Origin of the sequence: Yersinia sp. 1252 StPb PI, from assembly GCF_048593885.1 — a bacterium.
GTDB lineage: Bacteria > Pseudomonadota > Gammaproteobacteria > Enterobacterales > Enterobacteriaceae > Yersinia > Yersinia enterocolitica_E.
On sequence record NZ_JAZGQE010000184.1, the window covers coordinates 1 to 8,625 of the forward strand.

Genomic DNA, 8,625 nt, shown 5'->3' on the forward strand with positions numbered 1-8,625 from the left:
GATATTTACATATTTGAGATAATCTAACTTTATGCCTAAATTTAATCACTATGATTTAGCACTGTTAAACCTCAGTTTCGACTCGCCATTGGTTGATGCATTGACCGAGCTTGAGTTACTAAGGCACCTGCGCCTTGAAACTGATGTGCATCCTCTGTTATTTGCCCAGCTAAAAAGTATTTTTCATATGCTAGAAAGCTTGGGTTCAGCAAGAATCGAAGGTAACCATACAACGTTACGGGGGCTGTTGAGGGGCTAGAGCAATGGTGCCTGTATGTTCTTACCGGTATATCGGCGGAGTTAAAGAAAGTCGATAAGTTCTCGGATCTTCACTTTTTGAACTCAAAAATTCTTTATCCAGCGCTCGAGTATTCCAAGGGGCGGGGGATAATCAATGAGACGGAATCTACAATTCTTAAGCGAACTATTAGCCAGAGGACGGTAAAAGTCAATGATTTAAAAGAGGTTTTACCGGGATTGAAGTCGGCTCAAATTACCTATCAGATTGGTAAGTTAGTTGATCGTGGCCTTTTGCAACCGGTTGAAGTGGGATCGCGAATTTATACCGCCGGTTTTTCGAAATCAGATCTGATGCGTGGTGTCATTCATGCTTTGCGAAAAGAGGGGTTTATTCCAGATTTTTGATTTGAAGTTTGAGCTAAATAAGTTGGTGATGTTGAATCGCCAACTTAAATATCAATGTTTTATTTTACCAACTTGAGGAAAGTATCTTTAGGTTTAAGGGTTACATTGTTCCCTGAACCCTCAATAGCTTCCATAAAGAAATTATTATTGAAAGTTAGTGTACTTATCTCATCTAACGGCAAAGAAAGTTGATCGAGAATCTCCCCTCTTTTTATCCCTTTCGCGCGCATTGTGCTAAAAATCTTATCCAAAATTAAAGATTTTTCACGTTCAACTAATCCTTGCGGTTCAGATGTACGATACCTGCAAATTATCAACCAGTTGCTGTCTGAACGCTTTATCAAATGGCCGGACATATCTAAGTTTAGGATCAATTTCAGCGCCAAACGACTCATATCGGTAAAACTCCCCTTCCATAGGTTACCGCGCCAGTCAAAGCGCACATAGCCATCTGGTTGAGTCTGGTAACCAGTTTGTCGTGCAGAGATAAGGATTTATTTACCGTCGTCGCAGTTTTTGAACGCTATACCTGAGAGGAGGTACCAAACCCAGGAGAACCACTTCCCGCGCCCTATTTTCCCGGCAGCTTCCCTCATAGCTTGAGGTTGTTTTCCTTTGCCCATTTTCTTAACCTGCCGCAGGCGTTGGAGTAGGGGGAAGATGTATTGAAGGAAATCATTCTTCCCATTGTCCATTTGCCATACCAAGCTTTTCCATACAGGTCATCGTCAGATCGCTTATTGATCAATTCAACGATTTCGCTTTTAGCGTTCTGTAGTTGGCTGCTTAGCGAGCGTAAATCCAAATAGCTATAGTCGCGATAAAACTGTTGGGCGAGAAGACCCAGTTGGTTCCATTTATAACCCGTTTCCGGGAAATCAACAGGCTTTCCCTCTTCATCAAACGTTATCCATTTGATAACTAAATTGTTCCAGCCAAGTAAGTAGGAGACAAGATTGCAAACGCTCATTACAGTGTCTTTCGCGTGTCCTTCCATTGATTCATTTGATGCTGATTCGGGCGGAATTGATGCGAGATAACCTGACAATTTATTGAAGTTTTTGTCTATTGCTAATAGGAGTTCTGATTTGGTTTGTGGCACACCCATGAGAATTCCCTCCCTAGTTGTTGGGATATTCAGCGAGTTTGGCAACGGAGAGGGGCTTACGCGAGCACTTTCTGGAAAAGATGTGAGAGAAAACGCATTATTAATCTGATTCGATTGTATTTTTCTTTTTAACTTATTGTTTTATTTTATAAACCTCTTCTCTGAATATGAAATTACGCTCGATACCCTGAGCACGTTAATGCATATATCGCCATACTGAAAGGCGCGATTCTTTATGCTCCTCACTTCAAAACCAGCCAAAACATCAGGAACGATAAAACACCCGATACGTTCAGTTCTGTTGGCAATAGCCGGTGATGAATCAGATCGCTTAAAGATCACACTCACTCGCTATTTACGGCTAGAAGGTGATTGTTTTTACGCTGAATAACCTACAAAAGAAGGAAGTGTGATTCTCTCTGATCTGTTTGTTTGCCGGCCGTTAAAAAGTAGTGAAACCAAAGTAATTAACTGTATTCTGTTCTTATGCCAAATATCTATCGGTATTCCCTATGTTGATAGCCTACTTAGATGCGTTAAATATTTTGAGCACGCCTGTTTGGGTCGTTTTACCCAAAAATCAGGAAATACTTTTTGCTAACAAGGAAGCCCGAACAATTGCAGGTGATAGCCCACTCCAGTTACTGCGCAATGGCCGGTTTTCAGCACATGCACAGCAGCATTTGGATGCCTACCTGCCGGCTTTGGCGGAAGAAGATCAAATCGTTGAAATCTGGACTATTCAAACAGCAGGCAATAGCTTTCCCCTGAGTTGTCGGCTCTCTTTGACACAATTGGAACCGTACGGAGACGTTATTGTTTTCGAAGGGCTTTATATTGCAGGTGCGGAGGTTACTCGCCCCAATGTCGGTCGACTGTGCTCTAAACCCTACTGTCGCGACGAACGGGGTTTTTATGAGCAATTTTTCGACACCAACACCGCCCCGATGTTATTGATTGATCCATCGGACGATGGCCAAATTGTGGATGCTAATCAAGCAGCAACCCGCTTCTATGGTTATTCCCGGGATGAGATGTGTATGAAACATACTTGGGAAATTAATACCATGGGTAAGGATGTTTTGCCCGTAATGCGTGAAGTGGCCAAGCTACCTGGTGGGCACAAGCCTCTCAACTTCATCCATAAATTAGCCGATGGAAATACCCGTCACGTGCAAACTTACGCCGGCCCCGTTGAGTTGGATGGTATGCGGCTAATGCTTTGTATCATTCATGATATTACTGAACAAAAACGCCTTGAACAGGCATTAGAAGATGCGGCCTTACGGGATCCACTGACTGGCTTGGGGAATCGGCGGCAATTCTTTAATCTTGTTGAACATGCTAATGCGCAAAGCCAACGTTATGCACAAGGCTTCAGCTTGATGTTGGTTGATGCAGACCATTTCAAGCAAGTAAATGATTTGCACGGGCATCATAAGGGTGATGAAGTCTTGATATTATTGGCAAGAACCCTGGAATCTCGCATTCGTGAAAGTGACATGATTTTCCGCTGGGGAGGCGAAGAGTTTGCCATTCTGCTTCCTTCAACCAATTTAGCGGGCGCATTACAAGTGGCGGAGTCTATTCGTGAGGCTGTTCAGTTAGTCTGTCAACCCAATATGCCGCGACTCACTGTAAGCATTGGTGTAGCACAACATCAGGCTGGCGAAGATACTGATAGCTTATTCAAACGCATGGATGAGGCTCTTTACCGTGCAAAAGCGGCAGGGCGAAATAGGGTACTGGCGGCATAGGCCGATAAGTGGGGGATTAGCTGACCTCTCTTTACCGATAACTAGCCGCTATACGAACACCATAGCCTGGTCGTAGCATTTATCTATTCCAGCGGCAAATGATCGAGTGGTTTTACCTCGCGCAGGACGAAGGTGGTTTGCATCTCTTTAATGCCCGATAATCGGCGGATAACTGACATGGCGAAAGTGGAAAAACTATCGAGGTCTTCCGCGACCACTTGCAGCAGGAAGTCAGCATCTCCAGCGACAGCATAGCAAGCGATAACCGGCGTTAACTCCCCTACCTGCATTTCAAATAGCTTGGCTTCTTCTTCACTGTGACTGTCAATTTTCACCCGAATAAATGCCAAGATTCCCAAACCAATTTTTCGTCGATCGATATTGGCTTGATAACCAGTAATAATTCCGCTCTCTTCTAATTGTTTTACCCGTCGCCAGCAAGGGGAGGTTGCCATCCCGACTTTATCGGCCAACTCCTGGTTTGTCATACGGCCAGCATGCTGTAACTGTTTCAGTATTTTAATATCTGCCGGTGTTATGAGTGATGATGGCATTTTCTACCTGATTGTTATTTTATTTGGGAATGTATTACCAATATTAGCTGAATTCAGGTGATAAAAGAAAGCACTTACCTGCCAGCGAGGGATATGATTATGAGCATATATTATCGGTAAAAGGACAGTGGCTGTGGCAGAGCAAATGCGGATCGCGATTATGGTTAACCCTGAACTCCCTGTTGGTTTAATTGCCAATACCACCAGCGCGGTAGGGATTGGTTTAGCAGCAAAATTTCCGCAACTGGCAGGGACAATGTTGTCCGATTCAGGGGGGAAAGAAATTGATGTTAGCTCAAAATTACCGGTACCTATTTTACAGGCAAATGCTTCGCAGATGAGAGAGGTGCTGTTGAAAGCATTGGCGGCTACCAATGAACGGGCAATTGTGCCTTTTCCGGCATTTGCGCGTGCAATGCACAGCTTTCAGGATTATGCAGATGCGTTCCCGCAACACTCTCTCTGTGATGAACAGCTCGATGGTTTGGGATTGGCCGGGCCAGAAAAATGGGTTCGTTCATTGACTGGCGCGTTAAAACTGCTGCGCTAGTCAGGTAGGCTATCAATGGAAAAGAAACGGGTTCTGGCATGGAACCCGTTTCTTTATTGGCTATCAGTGGGTTAAGTTAACTGGCTTAATTGCAATACGTTACCGGCGACACCATTGATATACAACTTGCGATATTCATTAGCGGGCAGGCTAACGGATAATTCACGCCAAGCCGGTTGATAGCTGCCGGTGCGCGCAAAGGTGATATCAATACGGTGATTATCGGTAGTCACCTGCCAACTCAGCCACAATGCATGGCCCTGCTGCCAGCGGTGGCTTTCGCCATCATCTTCAAACAGCATTCCACTCGATCGCCCCGCGCCCTTGGTGGGGTAGAGTGCCAACTCGCGTTGTGAGTCCAACTTGGCATTAACAAAGGCGATGCGGCGTGACAGCGGCAGCGCTGCGCCGGCCCGTACCAATAGTGGCAAACGCTCCAGTGGCGCATCAAGGATGATCTTTTGCCCGCCGCCATACCATTGGCCTGTGTGGAAACAATACCAGCCGCCATTATTATCAGGCTGGCTATTATCAGGTAAGTACACTTCCCGCAGGCGTTGTCCGGCTTCTACCACACTGGCAACTAACAAGTCGCGGCCCAGCATAAAGTCGTCATTTTCTGTAAACGTGCCGCTATCGTGCTCATGATCGAGGAAAGTAGGGCGCAACATAGGCTCATCATCATGGGTGGCCTGCCACTGTAAGGTGTAAAAATAGGGCAGTAACCGATAACGCAGCGCCATAGCATCACGAATCATCGGCGTGGCAGCAGGGTACATCCAGGGCTCGTTTACCGTGTGGTCGTCATTCCATGAGTGAATAGTAAATCGTGGATGCATCACGCCATTTTGTACCCAGCGAATAAATAGCTCGGCTTCGGGTTTGTCACCCGAAAAACCGCCGACGTCGTGGCCGAGGTTGTATAACCCTGACAGGCTCATCCCCAGCCCCATGCGGATGTTATAGCGCAGCGTTTGCCAACTGGTACGGTTGTCACCACTCCAGGTCTGGGCGTAGCGTTGCATACCGGCACAACCAGAGCGTGATATTAAATACGGGCGTATATCTGGTGCAAATGCTTGTTGAGCCTCCATTGAGGCACGCATCATCAGCAAAGGCATTACCGGTCTGATATGTTTGATAGCGATAGATTCACCGAATCCATTGCAGCGCGCTTCACCATCCCACACTTCATATTCATTATTATCATTCCAGGTAGAACCGATCCCCATCTCCAGCAGTTGTTTGGTCACATTCTCCTGCCACCAATCCACGGTTGCAGGATTGGTAAAATCAAGATGGGAGCCTTCATCATCCCAGAATGAAGAGCGCTCTGGTAACCCGGTTTCGCCATCACGAATAAATAATCCGCGCTCGGCAACGTGCTGATATTGTGGGTGATCTTGTAATAGGCACGGTTTAATATTGGCGGCTAACTTAATGCCCGCTTGCAGGAAAGCCTGACTCATCACCTTGGGCTGTGGCACTTTGTCGTAATTCCAGTTAAAAACATAACGCTTGTTGTTGATTGAGGTATAGCCCGATGAGAGCTGGAAAGAGTCGCAGGGAATATCATGCTGCTGGCAGAGTGTAATGAATTTTTGCAACTGTACCTGTGCATCGGGAGCATCGGTGTAATGCATGGTTGAACCGCTGTAACCAAGGCTCCATTTTGGGCCAAATTTGGTTTTGCCGGTCAGGCGGACAAAGGCCTTGGTAACATCCAACACTTTCGGGCCGAGGAACATATAGTAATCAAGATCGCCAGCTTCAGCCTGATAGCGGCGATAGGCCAGATGGTAGTTATCAATCTCATTCCCTAAATCTAACCAGCAACTGCTTAAATTGTCATAAAAAAGACCAAAGCTGACATCATCACGGCGAGTGATGGTAAACGGGATATGCTTGTAGAGTGGGTCAGTACTGGCGGCGTTGTAACCCATAGCATCTAAATTGCGCATTTCAAAGCGGCGACCCGCACGGTTAAGATCACCGGCCTTTTCACCTAATCCGTAATATTGCTCATTGGGATATCGCCGCTGATAGTGAGCAATAGCCTCTCCATGGGGGCTGAGTAAATAAGCGCTGGTGGGCCGATCCGCGGCCAGTGGCTGCCACTCGCCGTGCTGATTTTTATATTCCCATGCCAGATATAGCGGTTGATAAATGGTCACCCGCAAACATTCAGTGGTGACTATCAACTGTTGTTCATGGTGTTCCAATTGATAACCTGGGATGGAGAAACCGTCCAGGCTAAGTCGGTCACGGCCAGACCATGGCACATCGGCTTGTGGGGCAATGCTCCAGGTGCGGTTTAAGGCCAGTTCACCATTCTTTTTAATCAGCACACGGCAGAGGTTTGGCTCTAATATATACAGACAAAATATATGATGGTCATCGACCAGTAATTCCAAATGGTCGGGATATTGGTTTATCAACTGCCAGTTTTTTAATGTTTTCATCACAGCTCATCTTTTTTCTGGCAACAGTACGGGGGCACCGTTGCCGGGTTAATAGCATCAGGCAACCGGTTGTGTTTTATTGCGGCGCTCAGCAAACAGGGCAACCAGGAACACCGCACCAATCAAATCGAAGAAACCCATAGCAATAAACAGCGGGTTAAAGCCAATGGTGTCGGATACGGCCCCAATCAATAAAGTAAACAGGAAGCTGGCAATCCAGGCGGAAGAGCCGCGCAGGCCATTGACGGTGGCCACTTGGTTTTTATCAAAGGACTCAACGACTAATGCACTGAGCATGCAGGAGATAACCTGATGACCGAAACCACCAATAGAGATTAAAGCAATCGCCAGATAAGGGTCTTTGGTGATGGCAACAAAAGCCAGTGAAACCATCATAAAGGCACCGGTTACGGAGCTGGCGACCACTGAGTTGACACGGCTGCAACCGAACCATTTTTGGTAGAGTTTGGTTAAATAGCCACTGGCAACACTGCCGATATCTGCCGCCAGGAAGGGTAGCCAGGCGAACATGGCAATCTGTTTCAGGTCCATGCCCCGCTCGGTTGCCAAATAAAGTGGAACCCAGAAGCTAAATACTGCCCATGCTGGCTCGGCTAAAAATGCCGGGATAGCGATACCGTAAAATTTCTTATTCTTACTCAGAATGGCCAATGATTTAAGGAAAGGCAGTCGAGGGAGTACTGGTTCATTGTCTTGGTGAATCAGTTCAAACTCTTCCTTACTCAGGTTTGGATGGGTGTCAGGTGAATGATAAAAACGCCACCACAGCACAACCCAAACCATAGCCAAAGCACCGGACAATAAGAATGCACCTTGCCAGCCGAAAGCCACATGAGCCAATACGATAATTGGTGGGGCTAACATCGCACCAATAGAGAACCCCACCCCCGCCCAGCCAGCAGCAATGGGGCGTTCCTTTTTCGGGAACCAGTCAGAAATCGCTTTGGCGTTTGCCGGTGTTGCCGCCGCTTCAGCACTGCCCATAAAGAAGCGCAATACCGCTAATTGGAACCAGGTACCAGCCCCTGCGTGCATCATGCATACCACCGCCCAGACACTGGCGCAGATCAGGAACCCCATTTTCAAGCCGATGACATCAATCAGCCAACCGCAGAGTGGCTGGAAGACGGTGTAAGCCAACTGAAAAGACGCCACAATCCACGAGTATTGTTCAGTGGTCATATTCAGGCTGGTTTTTAACTCAGGGGCCAGAATACCCAGAGAGTTACGGGTAATATAGTTAACGGTGACCCCGAGTAGAAATAGTGCCAGCATCCACCAGCGTAATGATTTTATTTTTCGCCGCCCGACAACTTTAGCGGATTGATTAATCTCAACACTCATCCCAGCCTCCTGATGTTAGTCGGCAGTAAATTAACCGGACCAACTTATTGTTTTGGTATGATCTATTTTCGGTTATTAAGATTATGCTGAGTTTTAATGTGACTCCGTTCACATTAAACTCGATTTAAAAAGCTCAACCTATTGATAATATTTGTTTTTTTGTATATTTAATCAAAATTAACCG

7 protein-coding genes and 1 pseudogene are annotated in these 8,625 nt (G+C 46.4%); 3 read left to right on the top strand and 5 right to left on the bottom strand.

Annotation, left to right across the window (positions count from 1 at the left end):
- The first annotated feature begins 31 nt into the window (after positions 1–31).
- Positions 32–645: pseudogene (locus V2A85_RS19645) on the top strand (hypothetical protein).
- A 59-nt stretch (positions 646–704) separates the two neighbouring features.
- Here V2A85_RS19645 and V2A85_RS19650 read toward each other — a convergent pair.
- Together V2A85_RS19650 and V2A85_RS19655 are read right to left on the bottom strand one after the other, a co-directional pair.
- Positions 705–1,040, bottom strand: a complete 336-nt coding sequence (locus V2A85_RS19650; protein ID WP_420072146.1) for a hypothetical protein — start codon at positions 1,038–1,040, stop codon at positions 705–707.
- A gap of 197 nt (positions 1,041–1,237) precedes the next feature.
- Entirely contained in the window at positions 1,238–1,753 is a 516-nt protein-coding gene (locus V2A85_RS19655; protein ID WP_420072147.1) for a ClbS/DfsB family four-helix bundle protein, read from the bottom strand.
- A gap of 512 nt (positions 1,754–2,265) precedes the next feature.
- On the opposite strand from V2A85_RS19655, the gene V2A85_RS19660 reads away from it, so the two are divergent.
- Complete coding sequence (locus tag V2A85_RS19660; RefSeq protein ID WP_420072148.1) at positions 2,266–3,510, top strand: sensor domain-containing diguanylate cyclase; 1,245 nt, start codon at positions 2,266–2,268, stop codon at positions 3,508–3,510.
- Positions 3,511–3,593: 83 nt separating this feature from the next.
- Here V2A85_RS19660 and V2A85_RS19665 read toward each other — a convergent pair whose 3' ends face one another.
- Positions 3,594–4,064, bottom strand: coding sequence for an Lrp/AsnC family transcriptional regulator (locus V2A85_RS19665; RefSeq protein ID WP_083162779.1), 471 nt, complete (start codon positions 4,062–4,064; stop codon positions 3,594–3,596).
- Positions 4,065–4,191: 127 nt separating this feature from the next.
- Here V2A85_RS19665 and V2A85_RS19670 point away from each other — a divergent pair, with 127 nt between their 5' ends.
- Positions 4,192–4,614: a DUF2000 family protein gene (locus V2A85_RS19670; RefSeq protein ID WP_420072149.1), complete on the top strand. Its 423-nt coding sequence runs from the start codon at positions 4,192–4,194 to the stop codon at positions 4,612–4,614.
- A gap of 71 nt (positions 4,615–4,685) precedes the next feature.
- Here the strand turns inward: V2A85_RS19670 and V2A85_RS19675 are convergent, their stop codons facing one another.
- Entirely contained in the window at positions 4,686–7,076 is a 2,391-nt protein-coding gene (locus V2A85_RS19675) for a TIM-barrel domain-containing protein (protein ID WP_420072150.1), read from the bottom strand.
- Positions 7,077–7,133: 57 nt separating this feature from the next.
- Positions 7,134–8,441: an MFS transporter gene (locus V2A85_RS19680; RefSeq protein ID WP_420072151.1), complete on the bottom strand. Its 1,308-nt coding sequence runs from the start codon at positions 8,439–8,441 to the stop codon at positions 7,134–7,136.
- Between the last annotated feature and the right edge of the window lie 184 nt (positions 8,442–8,625).

Excerpts from the sequence above, each read along its gene's own strand:
- V2A85_RS19660 (WP_420072148.1), top strand. The coding sequence starts at position 2,266 with ATGTTGATAGCCTACTTAGATGCGTTAAATATTTTGAGCACGCCTGTT.
- V2A85_RS19655 (WP_420072147.1), bottom strand. The coding sequence starts at position 1,753 with ATGGGTGTGCCACAAACCAAATCAGAACTCCTATTAGCAATAGACAAA.
- V2A85_RS19650 (WP_420072146.1), bottom strand. The coding sequence starts at position 1,040 with ATGAGTCGTTTGGCGCTGAAATTGATCCTAAACTTAGATATGTCCGGC.
- V2A85_RS19675 (WP_420072150.1), bottom strand. The coding sequence starts at position 7,076 with ATGAAAACATTAAAAAACTGGCAGTTGATAAACCAATATCCCGACCAT.
- V2A85_RS19680 (WP_420072151.1), bottom strand. The coding sequence starts at position 8,441 with ATGAGTGTTGAGATTAATCAATCCGCTAAAGTTGTCGGGCGGCGAAAA.
- V2A85_RS19665 (WP_083162779.1), bottom strand. The coding sequence starts at position 4,064 with ATGCCATCATCACTCATAACACCGGCAGATATTAAAATACTGAAACAG.